This is a genomic window from Flavihumibacter solisilvae (assembly GCF_000814475.1).
Taxonomy (GTDB): domain Bacteria; phylum Bacteroidota; class Bacteroidia; order Chitinophagales; family Chitinophagaceae; genus Flavihumibacter; species Flavihumibacter solisilvae.
Window position 1 is genome coordinate 25,134 of sequence record NZ_JSVC01000011.1, and the last position, 16,756, is coordinate 41,889.

Annotated in this window: 16 protein-coding genes; 1 reads left to right on the top strand and 15 read right to left on the bottom strand. The window is 48.1% G+C overall.

What is annotated here, in order from left to right; all coding sequences use genetic code 11:
• Positions 1-43 precede the first annotated feature (43 nt).
• Positions 44-1,153: a 4-hydroxythreonine-4-phosphate dehydrogenase PdxA gene (gene pdxA, locus OI18_RS10450; RefSeq protein ID WP_039139707.1), complete on the top strand. Its 1,110-nt coding sequence runs from the start codon at positions 44-46 to the stop codon at positions 1,151-1,153.
• A gap of 13 nt (positions 1,154-1,166) precedes the next feature.
• On the opposite strand, the gene OI18_RS10455 is transcribed toward pdxA, so the two are convergent.
• From OI18_RS10455 to OI18_RS10525, 15 genes are all read right to left on the bottom strand, one after another.
• Positions 1,167-1,823 carry a LolA family protein gene (locus OI18_RS10455; RefSeq protein WP_152616786.1) on the bottom strand — a complete coding sequence of 219 codons (657 nt, stop codon included), beginning with the start codon at positions 1,821-1,823 and terminating at the stop codon, positions 1,167-1,169.
• 46 nt (positions 1,824-1,869) lie between these two features.
• On the bottom strand, positions 1,870-2,709 hold the full coding sequence (locus tag OI18_RS10460; protein ID WP_039139712.1) for an ABC transporter permease: 840 nt from the start codon (positions 2,707-2,709) through the stop codon (positions 1,870-1,872).
• Positions 2,687-3,619, bottom strand: coding sequence for an ABC transporter ATP-binding protein (locus tag OI18_RS10465; protein ID WP_205410023.1), 933 nt, complete (start codon positions 3,617-3,619; stop codon positions 2,687-2,689). Before OI18_RS10465 ends, OI18_RS10460 begins: the two co-directional genes overlap by 23 nt.
• Positions 3,620-3,621: 2 nt before the next feature.
• Complete coding sequence (locus OI18_RS10470) at positions 3,622-3,912, bottom strand: winged helix-turn-helix domain-containing protein (protein WP_039139716.1); 291 nt, start codon at positions 3,910-3,912, stop codon at positions 3,622-3,624.
• A 2-nt stretch (positions 3,913-3,914) separates the two neighbouring features.
• A complete protein-coding gene (locus OI18_RS10475) occupies positions 3,915-4,553 on the bottom strand; it encodes a hypothetical protein (protein ID WP_039139719.1) in 639 nt (212 codons plus the stop codon).
• Positions 4,554-4,581: 28 nt separating this feature from the next.
• The gene (locus OI18_RS10480; protein WP_039139720.1) at positions 4,582-5,220 is read right to left on the bottom strand and encodes a hypothetical protein; all 639 of its coding nucleotides are present in this window, start codon (positions 5,218-5,220) and stop codon (positions 4,582-4,584) included.
• Positions 5,221-5,244: 24 nt separating this feature from the next.
• On the bottom strand, positions 5,245-7,473 hold the full coding sequence (locus tag OI18_RS10485; RefSeq protein ID WP_039139722.1) for a TonB-dependent receptor: 2,229 nt from the start codon (positions 7,471-7,473) through the stop codon (positions 5,245-5,247).
• 333 nt (positions 7,474-7,806) lie between these two features.
• Positions 7,807-8,202 (bottom strand): hypothetical protein, encoded by a 396-nt coding sequence (locus tag OI18_RS10490; RefSeq protein ID WP_039139725.1) that lies wholly within the window; start codon positions 8,200-8,202, stop codon positions 7,807-7,809.
• A 174-nt stretch (positions 8,203-8,376) separates the two neighbouring features.
• The gene (gene atpA / locus OI18_RS10495) at positions 8,377-9,957 is read right to left on the bottom strand and encodes a F0F1 ATP synthase subunit alpha (RefSeq protein WP_039139727.1); all 1,581 of its coding nucleotides are present in this window, start codon (positions 9,955-9,957) and stop codon (positions 8,377-8,379) included.
• A gap of 32 nt (positions 9,958-9,989) precedes the next feature.
• Positions 9,990-10,550: an ATP synthase F1 subunit delta gene (gene atpH / locus OI18_RS10500; protein ID WP_039139730.1), complete on the bottom strand. Its 561-nt coding sequence runs from the start codon at positions 10,548-10,550 to the stop codon at positions 9,990-9,992.
• Positions 10,551-10,575: 25 nt separating this feature from the next.
• Positions 10,576-11,076: a F0F1 ATP synthase subunit B gene (gene atpF / locus OI18_RS10505; protein ID WP_039139731.1), complete on the bottom strand. Its 501-nt coding sequence runs from the start codon at positions 11,074-11,076 to the stop codon at positions 10,576-10,578.
• 112 nt (positions 11,077-11,188) lie between these two features.
• A complete protein-coding gene (atpE, locus tag OI18_RS10510) occupies positions 11,189-11,440 on the bottom strand; it encodes an ATP synthase F0 subunit C (RefSeq protein ID WP_039139733.1) in 252 nt (83 codons plus the stop codon).
• Positions 11,441-11,473: 33 nt separating this feature from the next.
• Positions 11,474-12,586, bottom strand: coding sequence for a F0F1 ATP synthase subunit A (atpB, locus tag OI18_RS10515; RefSeq protein WP_039139734.1), 1,113 nt, complete (start codon positions 12,584-12,586; stop codon positions 11,474-11,476).
• Between the two features lie 51 nt (positions 12,587-12,637).
• Entirely contained in the window at positions 12,638-14,422 is a 1,785-nt protein-coding gene (locus OI18_RS10520) for an ABC transporter ATP-binding protein (protein WP_039139736.1), read from the bottom strand.
• A gap of 19 nt (positions 14,423-14,441) precedes the next feature.
• Positions 14,442-16,643 (bottom strand): hypothetical protein, encoded by a 2,202-nt coding sequence (locus OI18_RS10525; protein WP_052273080.1) that lies wholly within the window; start codon positions 16,641-16,643, stop codon positions 14,442-14,444.
• Positions 16,644-16,756: the final 113 nt, after the last annotated feature.

Below are 16,756 nucleotides of genomic sequence, written 5' to 3' on the forward strand. Positions count from 1 at the left end.
CCCTCCGAATAATGTATTTTTACAGCTTATAATTAACGCAGATATGTCAAATCCCTCTGAATACAGCCGGCCCATTATCGGAATAACCTGTGGTGACCTGAATGGCATCGGGCTTGAGCTGGTGATCAAGACGGTTTCCAATACGCGCCTGCTGGAGCTGTGCACGCCAATCGTATTTGCTTCCAATAAGGCCATCAATTTCTATCGTAAATCTGTAACCGAAAGCAATTTCAATTTCCAGAACATAAAGGATTTCTCCCGCATCAATGCCAAGCAGGTAAACATTTTTAACTGCTGGGAAGATGAAGTGCCCATTAACCCGGGGCAACTCAGTGATGTTGCAGGAAAGTTTGCCGTATTGTCGCTCACGACCGCAGTGCAGGCGCTTAAGGAAGGCCATATTCACGGACTGGTTACTGCCCCCATTCATAAAAAGAACACCCAGGGCGATGCCTTTCCATTTACGGGTCATACGCCTTACCTGAAGAGCGCTTTCGATTCCGGTGAAGTGCTGATGCTGATGGTAGCATCAAACATGCGCGTTGCCGTGCTTACGGAACATGTACCGGTGTCAGCCATTGCGCCGCTGGTTACAAAACAACATATCCTGACCAAGCTGAAGCTGCTGGAAGAAAGCATGCGCAGGGATTTCGGTATTGATAAGCCGAAACTGGCGGTACTTGGACTTAATCCACATGCCGGTGACGATGGACTGATCGGGAATGAAGAAGAAACCATCATCAAACCTGCCATAAAAGAATTCAAGCAGCAGGGCAACAGTATTGTACAGGGACCCTTTTCAGCTGATGCGTTCTTCGCGCGGGGCTACCATGAAAGATATGATGCAGTTCTCGCTATGTACCACGACCAGGGACTGATTCCTTTCAAATCGCTAGCGCATGGCGAAGGAGTGAATTTTACCGCGGGTCTTCCGGCCGTAAGAACTTCACCCGACCATGGTACTGCTTTCGACATAGCAGGGAAGAATAAAGCAGATGAGAGTTCCATGTTCAGTGCAATATTCACCTGTATCGATATTATCCGCCAGCGTGGTGAATATGCGGAGAACAGGCGTAACCCGATGAAGAAAATCACCAACAGGCTTCTCGCGAATGCAGTAGATGAGAAAATTGACCTGGAGCCGGAAGGGTAGGTGCGTGATGTCCTTATTTGAATATTGAATCAGGCACTCCCTTATTGATCTCATAGCGTTCATAGCGGATGGAGATTTTCCCCTGTCCGTTTGAAGCTGTTTTACGGTCGGCAGGTTTCTTACTGCCTTCATATTCCATCGTAATTCCTTTCGGTAATTTATATGCACTGGTATTGAACAGGAACACTACTTCATCAGGTAATCCCTGGTCTGCATATTTGCCATAACTGAGCTGGGTTTCAAATGTGCCATTGTCGCGGGTAGTAGCCACCGTCCTGTAAACCAGGGCCGAAGCTGCATCGATATATAAAGTGGCCAGCACAATTTCACTGTTCTCTTTTATCGGCAATAATTTGACAACGGAAAGTGAGCGGCCGGCTGCATTCGTGGTTCCACCGGAAACGGCCACAAATTCTTTGCCCGATAACAATGCATTCAGGCTGATGCTTAGTCCGCCTTTTGGCAGGAGGCTGATCCCGTTTTCCTTTATGACCCTGAACTGGTCCGGCTGACGGAAATACACTTTAACCTTAGCATCAGGGATGCGGATGAAATCAACATCCATTTTCATATTGCCATCGGCTGCATAATCCTTTACCTTTTCAAGCCTGGATTTTACTTTTTTCAGCAGGTCATCGGCAGATTGTGCTGAGGTATGATTTGATACCATGTAACTGATGAATAAAAGGAATATGGGTAAACAACGGTGTAACATATCAGGAAAGAATATCTTTTTTATTGAACACAAAAACTGATGCCAGCAGGAACACGATGATGTGCACCAGCAGGATCACTGCAGACTTACAAACAGGTACCCAGGCGACGGGATCATCGAATAACCCTTTCCAACCTATAATATGGGTAGTAAAGAGATACGGCTTTAGGGCATTAAAAACAGGGATATCGAGCGACGACAGTATCGTGAACACGATGATCACGCTCATGGTGGATACTATGGGTCCGATCGAGTTCTCTGCAAAGATGGAAAGAAAAAAAGCGAGGGCTGCGACGGTAGACATGGCGATAGCAGCGAAGGCAAATGCGCCGGCATATCTCCACAACACATCATTCCCGGAGAGCACCACCACTTCTTCACTTTTTAGGATGAGCAGATCACCGGTCCCGAAGACCAGGATTGACACCGCGAGCGAAAGAAAAGCCATCCAGACCAGGAGAGCCAACGTGTACACTATGGTGGCAAGGAACTTGGCGAGAAGCAGGCGGCTCCGGCTTACAGGTTTTGTAAGTAATAACCGCAGTGTTCCCATGTTTGCTTCTCCTGCAACCTGGTCGCCAGCGATCAGCGTGATCAGCAATGGCACGTGGATGAGCAGGGTTTGCAGGATTACGAAACAGATAAGATAACCGTTCAGCAATGATCCCTGTACGTCGAAGGTTTGGGTGAGTGCCTGCATTCCGAAGGCCATATAGTTTTCACCATCAGCATAAAAGGCAAGCAGGATGAGTACAACAATGGCACCTATAGCCACGAAACTGATATAGGTCCGGGGTCGCCGGAAGATTTTGTACAGTTCAATACTTATAAGCTTCCACATGTTGTTTTCCTGCGGTTAGGGATAAGAAATATTCTTCCAGTGAATTAGCCGGCCTGATTGAAATGACATCGATGTCGTTCTGCACCAGGAGACGGTTGACAACCGGCACTTCTTCTTCCCGGATTCCCAGCACAAGGCGGGAATGATTGCCGGGTGCCGTTTCGATATCATAGCCTGCTTTTGTTAGGATCTCTTTCGCACGGACCGGGTCGGCCAGGTCAATTTCCACCCGTTTAAGGGCAGGACGGCAAAGCGCTTCAACGCTGCCTTCCACCATCTTTCTTCCTTTATCGATGATGAGCATCCGGGTGGCAACCTGTTCAATTTCACTGAGGAGGTGAGATGATACGAGCACGGTTTTTCCCATTTCCCGGCTCAGGTGGAGAATGAGGTTGCGCATATCGGCGATACCCTGCGGATCAAGACCGTTTGTGGGTTCATCGAGGATGACCAGCCTCGGGTCGTGGATGAGAGCAACAGCGATGCCTAAACGTTGTTTCATGCCCTGGGAAAATGTTCTCACTTTACCCTCGGCACGGTCTGTGAGTCCAACCAGTTCAAGTTGCGACATGATGCGCTTCCTGTCTGCACGAATTCCACTCATGGTAGAAAAAACAGAGAGGGTCTCATAAGCCGTGAGGTACTTATACAAATCGGGTCGCTCAATTACGGCCCCGGTCTGCTGCAGGATCTCGCGCCGGTTGTGCTTAAGATCCATCCCAAAAATATGCATGTCACCATGATCGGGAAAGATGAGGCTCAGCAGCATCCGGAGGGTGGTTGACTTACCCGCACCATTCTGGCCGAGAAATCCATACACATCCGCTGCATTTACCGTGAAGGACAGTTCATCAACGGCGACAATGTCGTCAAACTTCTTAGTGAGATTGCGGACTTCAATAACGGGCATGTTCATTTCTTAACACGCAAATAGGTCTGAAGGTTGGCGACATACTCCTCAAAAGCTTTAATTCCCACATGAGTTATGGAACAGATGGTTTGTGGATAGTTATTCTTGAATTGCTTGCTGATTTCGATATAACCGGCATCCTTGAGTTTGTTCAGCTGCACGCTGAGATTGCCTGCAGTTGCATTTGTTTTTTCTTTAATAAAGGTAAACTCCGCTTCCTTTACGCTGATCAGCAGGGAAACGATAGCCAGTCTTAATGGCGTATGTAATATGGGATCCAGGTCTTTGAACATTATTATTTTTTCTGCCGCTTAGACTGAAAATACAGGAGGTAGCCTGGAACCAGGTACCCGAGCAATACGGCGACTGCCCCGATCAGCATTTTGTATTTCATTTCCGGCACCCCGAACATGGCGATGCCTGCTATCCAGTTAAGAATGGCACCATAAACAAGCGGCCGGAATTTAAGTGCGCTGCCATGGATATACATCCAGAATCCGTACAGGATGTAAAAGAAGCCCCAAAAATCTATGCCGCCTTCACTGGTAGAGAAGATGAAGAAAACGTTGACGCCGACTACCATGGCCAGCAGGCTGGCAAAAAATCCCAGCCCGATCCTGTCGAGCAGTTCCTGCGCATAGGTGAGGTTCTTCCTTATTTTTTTCCTTCGGAGGCCTGCCAGTACCATGAAAAAGATGCCAACGGGCAATGCAAGGTTCCAAAGAAAATAGCTGCCTTTCACTTCATATTCCAGCATCAGGAAAGTGCCGGCGGAAGCAATGAACAGGATCCAACCCCAGGTGCGCCAGCCCCTTCCGTTTTCGTGATGTTCGTCGCGGGCAGACTGGATCATCTGGCTGATGAGGGCGAGGCTTTCGGCCTCAGTCATTTTCTCACCGGATCCGCCTTCGCGGTATAACAATTCGTCAGGCATTTGCTTGATTTTTAAACCGGATTATATCTTACTTACACTGTGACAAAAAGTACTGGGTGCTCGATTTGCCCCAAACCGGGTGCAGGTCTGATGCCGGCTTGAACCCGTCGAACATGGCCAGTGCTTTTTCGAGTACAGGTGCTGCAACTGCTTTACCGCCACCGAATTGTTCAGGTGTAAAGAATTTGGCCTGGCCCTCAAGATAAACAGGGCGTGGATTGGTTGAATCCTGCGACTTCGCCTTCTCAATGTAACCTGCTGATGCCTGTCCATATTGCATCCATCTTTGCTGGGGATCTACCATCATATGTGCAGAAGCGATCATGCTGCGGATCACGTTTGTTTCACTGTTTGCACCTGCAATTGTCTCTGCCTTTGTGATCAGGCTGTCTGCTTTGTCTGCTATCGGGTCAACCCTGGATTTATCCTGTTCAAGAAGGGCTGTCATCACCTGGCAATATGCGGCGTAGTAATAAGGGAGCCACTGGCTCTTTTCCGCGTTACCGATGCGTTCGAAATTATTGGCGAGCTCCGGGAAATTACCTGCCTGGAAAGCTCCGTCCAGCTTCCCGATCTGGTCTTTCATTGCTGAATTATATTTCGGCGATTGCGCTTTTAGCAGTGTAACGGAAAAGCCCAGGCAGATGAGCAGGAATAATTTTTTCATGTTTGATTGATTATGGTTGATGAATTATAGGTTGCTGTTGATAATGTCTTCGGTTCTGTCTGTTCCGAAACTGATGAAACAGCCAAGGAAAAAGAACTGGTTGGCAGGTGGCCGTACCGGTTGTTTTATCGCCCCGTTATAAGAATAGTTATAATTATAGATCTGTGTCTGGTTCAGCACGTTGGTGACAGACAGTACCCACACCGTGAAGATCCTTGCATTCGGTTTCCCGATAGATGGCAGGTAGTTCAGGCTGACACCAAGGTTGTTGTAGGAGATGGTCTCGCCTTCATCGTAAAGCTGGTATTTACTTTCATTCCCATTGTAACGGATATTATAGTATGGCCTGCCGGTAGCAAACGAGTAAGAGCCGTTGACCTGGGTCTTCCATTTCTGGATGAACTTCTTAACTACCAGTGAAGCGGTATGATTAGCGGCAAAATTTGGTTGCAGGGAGTGCGGGTAGTTAAGATAATCTCGCTTTGTATCCAGGAATGAATATGACAACCAGTAATCAACACCTTTAAATGTTTTCTTATCGCGCCAGAAGAATTCCACTCCTTTCGCGTAGCCGTTTCCGTTGTTGTTGATCCCCGGGGACAATTTTACGAGGTCATCATACTTTTTATAAAACGCTTCCACGCGGAAAGTAGTAGTCGGCTGCAGTCGCTGGAAATTGAGGATATAGTGCGTCGCCTTCGTATAATCAAGATTGTTATTGATGATCAGCTGGTTCCGTTCAGGCTTCTGGTAAAAAATTCCATAGGCGAATGAAGCCTGGGACTTGTCCCCCAGCTTATAGGCCAGTGAAACACGCGGAACGATATTTGCCCGGTTGAGCAATGAGGAGTGTTCCAGTCTTGTACCCAGTTTTGCCGCCAGGTTGTTGGACAGGTAAATATCAGCTTCAGCAAAGGCCGCTTTAAAGTGGTCGTCTACGATCGTATTTTTAGCGATCGTGTCATTAAAGCGGAGATCATCCCGAAAATAGAGGTATTCGCCCCCGGCACGAATGGCACTTAAAGCGCCAAGCTTTCTCTCCAGCACAGATTTCACCTGCGCCAGGCTTCCCCTGATATCCCCGTTGTATGATTTAATGATATAAGGCATTGAAGGGATGGTAACCTTTTCACCGTTTTCGTCCTGCAGCATGTTTTCGATGAGGTCCTTGTTGGTGCTGAACGAGCTGCCGATATACAATCGCCAGTCGTTGCCAAGTTTTTCCCGCCAGCTCAGATTGCCATAGATGTTATAATTGGATAGCGAGAATGCATTCTGCAATGATGCAGAATCGATGTCGGGCGTCTTTAGCCCAAGGCGGTTTGTCTGTACCGTACCATAAAATTTCAGCATCCCGGTTTTTGACGTCTTTAACCTGAAGTTGGCATCGGCATAGTGAAAGTCGGGCACTTTGAAATAATCAACCCTTTGCTTAAACAGTTCAAAATACGGGACCAGGTTTGTATAGGCATAGTTTCCGCCCCAGCTGAAGGTTTTTGCTGCATTCAGGTGCTGGTAGCCACCGCTTAGTCCAACCGAAGAAATCCCCAGGTTGGCGGCGCTCCTGTCGGGCATATCAATAGATTCGAGGATCAGGGCACCGGAGAGTGCCTGTCCATATAACGCAGAATAACCACCGGAACTGAAGATCGTTCCCTTGAATAGAAATGGCGAGAACCGGCCACGCTGCGCAATATCAGGAACCGAAGAATAAAAGAAATTGTTGACGAGGGTACCATCGATGAATACCCGCGCTTCCTCACCCGAGCCGCCCCTGACAAAGAGGCCTTCCTTCTCCCCGATCTGTTGTGTTCCCGGCAATGTGCGGATGGCACCGGTAACATCACCGTTGGCACTTGCGGTTGTCACAATATCAATCGAGTTGAGTACGGTGGTCCGTTTTGAATCAGCTGCCTCAAAGCTTCCGGCTGTTACTATAACTGCCTTCAATTCGTCGGGCGCCTCGCGCAGGTGAAGGTCAAGATGCAATGCCTGGCCTTCGATGTTTATGGTGCGTTCCAGGGCCTGGTACCCAATTGAGGTCACCTGCAGTGTTTGAGTACCTTTTTCCGAAGTCTGGAACCGGTAGTTACCCAGGGAATCGCTGGTTGCGCCATCGTAGCTGTCCTTAATGGAAATACTTGCACCACGCACTGCCCGGCCCCGGTTATCCACGAGCCTACCTGAAATGCTGGTCTGCCCGAAAATCGCTCCTGTAATGACAATAGCAATAAGTAGAAGAAACGCCCTCACAACAGTAAATTTGTCTCAAATGTAAACTAGTTTATGATATAAACCTAAAACATATTAAAAAAAATGCCCGGCTAAGACTAGCCAGGCCATTGTTGATCGTACCCTTTAAAAACCTTTCGAATAATATATTGATACCAGCGTGCATAAACACCGCTGACAGGACTCTGCTAAAACAAAACTGTAAGGATAAATTTTGGATTCCGTGCATTGCTGCTGCCGGAGGGGTACGGTAAATCTGAAGAATTGGACTCGTGTAGGAAGTATTGCAAAGATTGTATGTGAATTTCAGATTTGCAAGCTTCCTGAAGAATAAATTATTCCACTTGACTAAGATCAACTTTGACCTGCGACTATAGTCAATTGTGAGTTTGTCTCTTTGCCGCAACTGGTGCGCAATTCATAGGCACCGAGTGGAATTCCTTCGAGTGAAACGATGATAAATGGTGAAGCTTTTTTTTCCGTGATACACCGGATGAGTTTTCCTTTTTCATTGAAAATCTCAACTTTTACCTGCCGGCTTGCCCATTTCGGCGGAAGCGACATCACGATGTTTGTGCCGGTGACGCTGCTGGTGTTTATCGCTGGTGAAAAGCCGGCCGGTGAACCATTGTGATTGGCCTGGATACGACTGGAACCTACCGGTGCGGGGTAGTTGCTGCCGGGTACGTCCTGTGCATATATTGCCGAACAGGCAATGAGTGCCGGAATAAGGATAAATACTGAACGCATGAATTGGAAAGACAATGAACATGAACAATGTTCACAGGCATTGGAGGTCCGGGATCATGTTTTCAGAGGTATCAGTGAAAGAAGAGGCGGAAAGATAGTAAACAGTCCGATATAAAAAAACAGGTGAACGGGATTAAACCACATTCACCTGTCAATATATTACGGAGGTCCGTATTAGTTCTTGTATTGTGCCATCAGGCCTTTAGCCAGCTCAACCATTTTGTTCACACCGTCATCAGGCAGGTTACCCTTTTTGAATTCAGCGAGTACGTTAGGCAGCTTGTTTTCCAGCTCAACAAGGAAATGCTCTTCAAATTCCTTCACGCGGCGAACAGGAACTTCACGAAGCAATCCCTGAGTACCCAGGTAAATGATCGCTACCTGCTTTTCAACAGCAAAAGGCGAATACTGCGGCTGCTTCAGGATCTCCACGTTACGTGCACCTTTATCAATTACCATTTTTGTTGCGGCATCGAGGTCACCACCGAACTTAGAGAACGCTTCCATCTCACGGTAAAGAGCCTGGTCGAGCTTCAGGGTACCGGCAACTTTTTTCATTGACTTGATCTGGGCGTTACCACCAACACGGCTAACCGAGATACCTACGTTAATGGCAGGACGGATACCAGCGTTGAACAGGTTACCTTCCAGGAAGATCTGACCGTCGGTGATCGAGATCACGTTTGTCGGGATATATGCGGAAACGTCACCAGCCTGGGTTTCGATGATCGGCAATGCAGTAAGCGATCCACCACCTTTTACCAGGTGTTTGATGCTGTCAGGCAGGTCGTTCATGTTACGGGCAACTTCATCCTTACCGATGATCTTCGCAGCACGCTCGAGGAGACGGCTATGGAGGTAGAATACGTCACCAGGGTAAGCTTCACGACCGGGTGGACGGCGAAGCAGGAGGGAAACCTCACGGTAAGCAACAGCCTGCTTACTGAGATCATCATAAATGATCAGGGCAGGACGACCGGTATCGCGGAAAAACTCTCCAATCGCTGCACCTGCAAACGGCGCATAGAATTGCTGGGGAGCAGGATCAGACGCAGATGCACAAACGATGGTTGTGTATTCCATCGCTCCATTTTCTTCCAGGGTCTTCATTACACCTGCGATGGTTGAAGCTTTCTGACCGATCGCTACATATATACAATAAACAGGTTTACCTGCCTTGAAAAATTCTTTCTGGTTAATGATGGTATCAATCGCGATCGCGGTTTTACCAGTCTGGCGGTCACCAATGATCAGCTCACGCTGCCCACGACCGATGGGAATCATTGCGTCAATAGCCTTGACACCGGTTTGAAGCGGTTCCTTAACCGGCTCACGGAAGATTACACCAGGGGCTTTACGCTCCAAAGGCATCTCGTACAGTTCACCTGCAATGGCACCTTTACCGTCGATTGGTTCGCCGAGGGTATTGATTACACGACCGGAAAGTCCTTCTCCCACTTTAATGGAAGCGATCTTAGCCGTTCTGCGTACTTTGTCACCTTCTTTGATCCCAGATGATTCACCCATCAATACCACACCGACATTGTCCTCTTCAAGGTTGAGGGCAATAGCTTTTACTCCGTTGGCAAATTCAACCAGCTCACCTGCACGCACATTGCTCAGGCCGTAAACACGGGCAATACCATCACCCACCTGCAAAACGGTACCAACTTCTTCCAGGTCGGCAGAAGTTTTGAAGTTGCTCAGCTGCTGGCGCAGTATCGCTGATATTTCATCTGGTTTAATGTCTACCATTTTTTACTATTTAGACGTTTTCAATTTTTTAATTATCGTAATTTCTGGACATAGAGGTTTTCAACAAACTGCTTCTGGATCAGGTGCAGGTTGTAGCGGATACTTGCATCATACAAGGTGTCGCCCGACTGGGCAATAAAGCCACCCACGATACTTTCATCCACTATGCTATTCACCTCCAGGGTCTTGCCCTTAAAGCGTTCCAGATTCTGGAATATCTGCTTAATTTCATTGCGGAGTTCATCAGAAACCGGAACTGCTGTAGTCAGTTCAATGATCTCAATTCCTTTCAGTTTCTTGTACTGCTCTTCAAAAGCATCCAGGATATCTGGTAATACCCACTCCCGGCCCTTGAAAAATACGAGGTTGAAAAAGGAAGTTGTCAGCGGGGATATTTTATTGAATACCGCTTTGAAGATCTCAACCTTCTTCTCGTGGTTGATGATGGGGGATAACATTACCTGCCTGAGCTCCCGGTTGTCGATCTTCCTGATGGCATCGATCTCCTTCTTTACCTGCTCGAGCTGGTTGGTTTCAAGCGCCATATCAATCAGCGCCTTCGAATATCTGTGTGCAACACGTGTATTACGCATGTAGATCTGATTCTGATTGATTCATTTAGTTCCTGCCGGCTGATAATTCCCTGGCAATATCGCGGATGTACGCTTCCTGTTCTGCTTTTCCTGCGAGCTCGCGACGGATAACCTTCTCCGTTACTTCGATCACCATGCTTCCGATACTGTTCTTCACTTCGGTAATGGCAGCATTTTTCTTCTGCTCAATAGTAGCCTGTGCGTCCACCATGATCTTGCTTGCTTCTTCTTTCGCCTGCTCCTTAGCTTCACTGATGATCCTGTCTTTAATTTCCTTAGCTTCTTTCAGCATTTGTGCACGCTCTTCACGGGCCTTGACCATCAATGCTTCATTCTCACTCTTCATCTGTGCCATTTCCACTTTAATCTTTTCCGCAGTCGCTATGGAGTCGGCAATATTTTTTTCGCGATCGCTTAGGGCAGTCAGGATGGGCTTCCATGCGAATTTTTTCAGGATGAAAAACACGATCAGGAAGGCAACGAGAGTCCAGACAAAATAACCCAGTGCAGGCATTAACAATTGCATATGCTATATCTTAAATAGTTAAGTAAATTGGTACAACATCAAAACTTTCAAACACTGTAAAGTAGCTGCATCCTCCGCCCTTTGCTTTGGATGCAGCACTGTTTTAAGTGGATTAACCGGTAGTCAGAACTGCCAGCAGACCCGCGATCACAGCGAACAGGGCAACACCCTCGATGAACGCTGCAGTCAGGATCATGTTACCACGAATGTCGTTAGCAGCTTCAGGCTGACGAGCGATAGATTCTACTGCACCCTTACCGATCTGACCGATACCGATACCAGCACCGATAGCAGCAAGGCCTGCACCGATCGCACCACCCAACTGAGCCTGTCCTACTTCCAACAGGATGTTCATGATTGACATACAATTTGTGTTTTGATGTTTATATAAAAGTTCTTAATGTGCTTTTGATGTTTCGTGACCATGTGCTTCATCGTGATGGTGTTCACCTTCGAATGCCTGGCCGATAAAAACAGCTGTCAGGTTGGTGAAGATGAAAGCCTGGATGAAGGCTACCAGTATCTCAATCAGGAAAATGAAAACAGAGAAGGCAATGGATACCGGAGAAAAACCCCAGCCGGCAACAGTGCTCATCTGTCCGAATATGAATATAAGCGACACAAAACTCAGGATCACGATGTGACCTGCAGTCATGTTCGCGAAAAGACGTATCATGAGTGCCGCAGGTTTGATAAAGATACTCAGCAATTCTACCGGGATCAGGATCAGCTTAACCGGCAGGGGAACTCCCGGAGGCCAGAAAATGTGACCCCAGAAATGACCATTCGTACTGAAGAGGATCACGATGAACGAGATAATTGCAAGCAGTGCGGTAAACGCAATGTTGCCCGTCACGTTCGCTGATCCGGGGATCAGGCCGAGAAGGTTATTCAGCAGTATGAAGAAAAATACGGTAAGCAGGTAGGGCAGGTATTTCTTATACTTATGTCCGAGGTTTGGCCTGGCCACATCATCGCGTACAAACGTGATTACAGGTTCGATGGCATTCTGGAAACCGGTTGGCGCTTTATGAGCACCGGTCTGAATGTACTTTTTAGCAACCGAAGTCATAACGAGGATCAGGATTACAACAGCCAGCAGCATCTGAACCACGTTCTTGGTCATTGAAAAGTCGAAAACCTTCACAGCTTCGTCTACTGATCCGTCTTCTTTAACCGGAACAATATGATCATGATCAAGCTTGTATCCATTATGAATTTCTTCTCCATGATGAAAATGGGAAGAAGAGAAAATGTCGAGACCGCGTTGAGGAGAATAAAGGATTACGGGCAGTGGAAGTGTAACGTGTGTTTCACCAACTGAAAAGAAATGCCATTCGTGAGAATCGGCAATGTGATGGAGGATCGCTTTACCCGCATCAAACTTTTCATGCCCCGCTTCGCCATGATCACCTTCCCCGCCGTCTTTGGCAAATGCCGAAGTGCCGAGGAACATTAAAACAGCGCTGAAAGCCGCTACCAGTAAAGATTTGACGCTTATCCGTGCCATGCCGTCTAAAATTTTGCGCAAAGATAAGAGAACATGTGGTCTTTTTACCTTTTAAGACTGAGTTTTTAATTCCCGGACCTGGCTTTGGTGCAGGGCGTAGTAAAACCCGCCTTTTTCCATAAGTTCCTCGTGGTTTCCGATCTCCCTGACCTCTCCTTTTTCGAGGACAATTATCTTATCCGCCTTCCTGATAGTGCTCAGCCGGTGTGCGATTACGATGGCCGTCCGGCCGGAAATCAGGGTATCAATCGCATGCTGGATCATTTTTTCGCTCTCCGTATCCACGCTGGAGGTAGCTTCGTCGAGAATCAGGATCGAAGGGTCGTATAACAGTGCCCGGATAAACGATAACAGCTGGCGCTGGCCCAGTGACAGGGTCGCTCCCCGTTCCATCACATTATAATTATATCCACCGGGAAGCTGTTCGATGAAATCGTGCATGCCGATCAGCCTGGCGGCATTCTGCACCTGTTCGAGGGTGATAGCAGGGTTCCGGAGGGTGATATTATCGAGAACCGAACCGCTGAACAGGAAAACGTCCTGCAGCACCACGCCCGTCTGCCGCCGCAGGGAATCGAGCCGGTACGATTCAATCGGAACGCCGTCGATCCGGATCTCTCCCTGCTGGATATGGTATAAGCGGTTGATCAGGCTGATTATAGACGTTTTACCGCTACCGGTATGTCCTACCAGTGCGACCGTTTCCCCCGGCTCAACAGTGAAATTGATGTCCTTCAGCACATATTTGTCGTCAGAGTAGCCGAAGGACACATGATCGAATTCTATGCTGCCTGCCACTTTGTCCGGGGCATAGATTCCTTCCTTTTTAATATAATCGTCGTTGTCAAGCACCTTGAATACCCGCTCACTTGCCACCATGCCCATCTGCAACACATTGAATTTATCCGCGATTACCCGAAGCGGGCGGAACAGGAGGTTGAGGTAAATGAAAAAGGAAATGATCTTGCCGGCCATTTCCGAAGCTTCAGCTTCACTCATGTGAACGGCATTTCCCGCACCCCACCAAACCAGCAGGCCGGTGGAGATGGCCACAATGATCTCTACAACGGGGAAGAACACCGAATAAGCGAAAATGGCATTGATGTTTGCATTTCGGTGTTCGCGGTTGATCTTCCGGAACTTCGCATACTCCCTTTTTTCGGCGGCGAATGCCTGCACCACCTGCATCCCGGTTATATGTTCCTGTACGAACGCGTTGAGGGCGGCCACAGCGTTCCGCACCTTGATAAAGGAACGGTTCACGCTTTCCTTGAAGATAAAAGTCGCGAGAATAAGTACGGGGAATGGCGCCAGGCTGATGAGCGCGAGCTGCCAGTCGACCACGAACATGACCACCAGGATCGAAATGATTGAAAGCAGGTCAGCGATGATCGGGATCAGTCCATCGGCAAAGATGTCGTTGATAGATTCGATATCGTTTATGGTCCGCGTAGTGAGGGTACCAATTGGCGTGCGGTCGAACTGCGACAGGTTGAGGTTGATCACTTTATTGAACACCTTTATCCGCAGGTCTTTTACAACGGTCTGTCCAAGCCAGGCTGTGGTGAAGGAAAACAAAAACCGGAAGGCGGTTTCAATAAGCAGGAAAACCACCTGGATGATGGTAATGCGGATCACCCAGTCGAGCAACCCGCTTTTTATATAATTATTTACCGTTATCTGGATCAGGTAGGGCCTGATGGGGGAAACCAGTGCAAGCAGGACCGCCAGGGAAAACGACAGGAACACCTTTTTTTTGTACGGCGCTGCCATTTGAAAAACGCGTTTCAGCAGGGCCGTATCAAATATTTTCTTGTTCGCGGGAGTGGAAGACATTCCGCAAAGATAGGCCTCCTTATTCCTCCGCCTCTACCCCACGGTAAGCTTTGATAAAAATGGCACCAAGGTTCTTATACGGCGGCACATAGTCATCGAACAGTTCCTTGCTTTCACCTTTGAACAGTTTGCCGAGCTCGGTCCACATAGGCAGCCATTCGATATTGCGGCCATTCCGCAGGCTGGTGTTGATTGCACTCAATATCGGCTCATTAACAGTACGGGTACCGATCTGCTTGGATGAAATGATATGCGCATCGGAACTGATCGTCAACACCTCGTTCAGGTTGTTATAGCCACCGCAGGAGCCGAGAATCACGATCCGGGCAGAAGGCGTTATCTGGCCGAGTGATGATTTCACATGGTAGCTGTGCCCCCTGTGAATATAGATCGTTGGTTCCAGCCCGTTCTTGTCGAGATATTCCTTCAGCTTAGCCTGGGCTTTTGCATCAGGGTCATCTTCACCGTACAATGGCTTGTTCGCAAAGATCCAGACAGATTTGCCTTTGGTCGATTTGATCATTACATAATCCGGGTTATCTGTTATGGCCCAGTCTGATTTCCCCCTGAACAGGGTCATGAAGTTGGCGTATGAGTTCTGACCGTCTTTGTCGTCATCGCCATAGAAGAAGACCTGTTGTATGACTTTACCGCTTGTATCCGTCAGCCGGTCGTAAGGCACCTGGTAAACAGGCGGAATTCCCAGTATTTTAGTCAGGTCAATATTCTTTGTCGTGTCTGCGGACTCGAAAAGGGTCTTTTCAATATTATAGATCTTCTGTCCGTTCAGATCGCCGTTCCGCGTACACCTTTCATAGTTTTCGATGGCTTCCTGCAGCATATTGGCAGCAAGCTGTTTGTTCTTCTCGAAGATGCTGCTATAAGCGTCGGCCACATCCACCGCATCTTCCACATTCTGCAGGGTGGTAGTGCGTTCCAGGCCAAACATGAACGACTTCATCAATATATTCGCATTGCTCTCGGGCATAAGCTTGAGGAGGGTGTCCAGTTCATTGTATGCCGCAGCCATTTTGATGAACTTCCGGAAATAATCGAAGTTCATGGAGAGGAAGAGGCTGTCTGTGGGCGTTCCTTTCAGGCGCTGGATGATGCGTTTGAACACGCCGCGGTAGCTCGATGTATAGATTTCATCTTCACTGAGTACGCACAGGTAAAACAATTCCTGTGGGTTCAGCGGTTCCACGATCTTGAACCTTACGGGATCCGGGGAATTGTGCAGTCCATTGATCTGGGTGACAAAGTACTGCCGCGCCTTGCTTTCCATCCGGTCAACAAGCGCCTTCCGTTCCATCGGCGTATCTTTCTGGATCATCATCGCGGTGTGGGCCAACCGCGTTTTTACCATCAGTTTATAATATTCCAGATCATTGTCTTTAACCTTGTCGATCTCTTCGAATGTCATTTTCCCCCTGTAGATCTCATCAATGAAGGGGAAATAGAGCTGCCCGCTTCTGCTGGATGACATTTCCGCGATCACTTTAACAACAGGGTCCGGGTGAATGCGGATATACCTGGCCAGCGCATCGTTGGATGCCGCATAATCGTAGACCTTGCGGGGGTCACGCCTGGCTTCCGCTGCGATCAGGCTATCCCGTTTGGGATAGGAAAAGTTGATTTTCAGGAATGGCATGGTACGCTCAGGATACAGTTGCAGGAACTTGATCTGGAGAATATCCTTACAAAGCGGGATACCGATGTTGGGGGGATAGGAAAAGCAATCCACCAGGGTCTTTGCCACCCAGTATGGGCTTGCGCCGACAACCTTGTCGATGCTCTTATTGTTGCGGTCGAGATCGAGGCAGGTTTCAAAGTTCTTGACAAGCGTCGGGGCCAGTGCCGGGGAAAATGTACGGGTGCGGGCGCCTTTTCCAAAATCTCGCACCAGGATCTCAAGTCCCTTCAGGTATTTGATCTTCTCATTGTCGCGGAGCAAACTGTCCTGCTCAACCGACTGCTGCATTTCGTCCACCCTGTCAATCAGGGAATGCCTCACCTGGCTGTTAAATGCCTCGTCAGCGGTTAAAGGAATATATCCCCGGACGTAGGACCCGGGTTGCTGGTAGAGCTTCAGTTGCTCTTTATCGATATTTTCGTGAAAAAGGAGCCTGCTGCGCTCAACAGCATAAGATGGCGCGGCTGTTTGCGATCTTCCCACGGCAGCAGCAAACACAAATAAACTCAGGGTAAACAGTCTTTTCATAGCTATCGGCCTTAATCCAAATATACACAGATTTGAAACAAACGATTAACACAGGGTTAATGTTGCATCATCCGCTTAACAATTTCATAATCGGTTGAGAATTGACCGCTTAC

What these genes read in the sequence shown, in the direction of transcription:
- pdxA (WP_039139707.1), top strand. Translation starts at nt 44, where the DNA reads ATGTCAAATCCCTCTGAATACAGCCGGCCCATTATCGGAATAACCTGT.
- OI18_RS10455 (WP_152616786.1), bottom strand. Translation starts at nt 1,823, where the DNA reads ATGGTATCAAATCATACCTCAGCACAATCTGCCGATGACCTGCTGAAA.
- OI18_RS10460 (WP_039139712.1), bottom strand. Translation starts at nt 2,709, where the DNA reads ATGTGGAAGCTTATAAGTATTGAACTGTACAAAATCTTCCGGCGACCC.
- OI18_RS10465 (WP_205410023.1), bottom strand. Translation starts at nt 3,619, where the DNA reads ATGCCCGTTATTGAAGTCCGCAATCTCACTAAGAAGTTTGACGACATT.
- OI18_RS10470 (WP_039139716.1), bottom strand. Translation starts at nt 3,912, where the DNA reads ATGTTCAAAGACCTGGATCCCATATTACATACGCCATTAAGACTGGCT.
- OI18_RS10475 (WP_039139719.1), bottom strand. Translation starts at nt 4,553, where the DNA reads ATGCCTGACGAATTGTTATACCGCGAAGGCGGATCCGGTGAGAAAATG.
- OI18_RS10480 (WP_039139720.1), bottom strand. Translation starts at nt 5,220, where the DNA reads ATGAAAAAATTATTCCTGCTCATCTGCCTGGGCTTTTCCGTTACACTG.
- OI18_RS10490 (WP_039139725.1), bottom strand. Translation starts at nt 8,202, where the DNA reads ATGCGTTCAGTATTTATCCTTATTCCGGCACTCATTGCCTGTTCGGCA.
- atpA (WP_039139727.1), bottom strand. Translation starts at nt 9,957, where the DNA reads ATGGTAGACATTAAACCAGATGAAATATCAGCGATACTGCGCCAGCAG.
- atpH (WP_039139730.1), bottom strand. Translation starts at nt 10,550, where the DNA reads ATGCGTAATACACGTGTTGCACACAGATATTCGAAGGCGCTGATTGAT.
- atpF (WP_039139731.1), bottom strand. Translation starts at nt 11,076, where the DNA reads ATGCAATTGTTAATGCCTGCACTGGGTTATTTTGTCTGGACTCTCGTT.
- atpE (WP_039139733.1), bottom strand. Translation starts at nt 11,440, where the DNA reads ATGTCAATCATGAACATCCTGTTGGAAGTAGGACAGGCTCAGTTGGGT.
- atpB (WP_039139734.1), bottom strand. Translation starts at nt 12,586, where the DNA reads ATGGCACGGATAAGCGTCAAATCTTTACTGGTAGCGGCTTTCAGCGCT.
- OI18_RS10520 (WP_039139736.1), bottom strand. Translation starts at nt 14,422, where the DNA reads ATGTCTTCCACTCCCGCGAACAAGAAAATATTTGATACGGCCCTGCTG.
- OI18_RS10525 (WP_052273080.1), bottom strand. Translation starts at nt 16,643, where the DNA reads ATGAAAAGACTGTTTACCCTGAGTTTATTTGTGTTTGCTGCTGCCGTG.